The following is a 270-nucleotide window of genomic DNA, read 5'->3' on the forward strand; positions in this document are numbered from 1 at the left end:
GTCGCGCCATGTGCGTCAGTCGCAGTGACCGTCACTTGTGTGGTGCCGACATCCGAGTTCGTCGGTGTGCCGGTAAAAGTGCCGGTTGTGGGATCGAAGCTTAACCAGCCTGGCAATGAGCCTGCACTCAGTGTGAGTGAGTCTTTCGCGTCGATATCATCAAACGTGCCCGCAGGAACGGAGAAGGCAAATGCCCCATCTTCTGTCGCTGTTTGACCCGAAATCACCGAGGCGACTATGGGCGCATCATTGGTGCCATGAACGGTCACT

1 protein-coding gene is annotated in these 270 nt (G+C 56.7%); it reads right to left on the reverse strand.

Annotation, left to right across the window (positions count from 1 at the left end):
• Positions 1–270, reverse strand: a 270-nt coding sequence (locus A1QO_RS08370) for a putative Ig domain-containing protein (protein ID WP_038131566.1), incomplete at both ends; no start/stop codon positions are given.

Source organism: Vibrio genomosp. F10 str. ZF-129 (assembly GCF_000287055.2).
Taxonomy (GTDB): Bacteria; Pseudomonadota; Gammaproteobacteria; order Enterobacterales; family Vibrionaceae; genus Vibrio.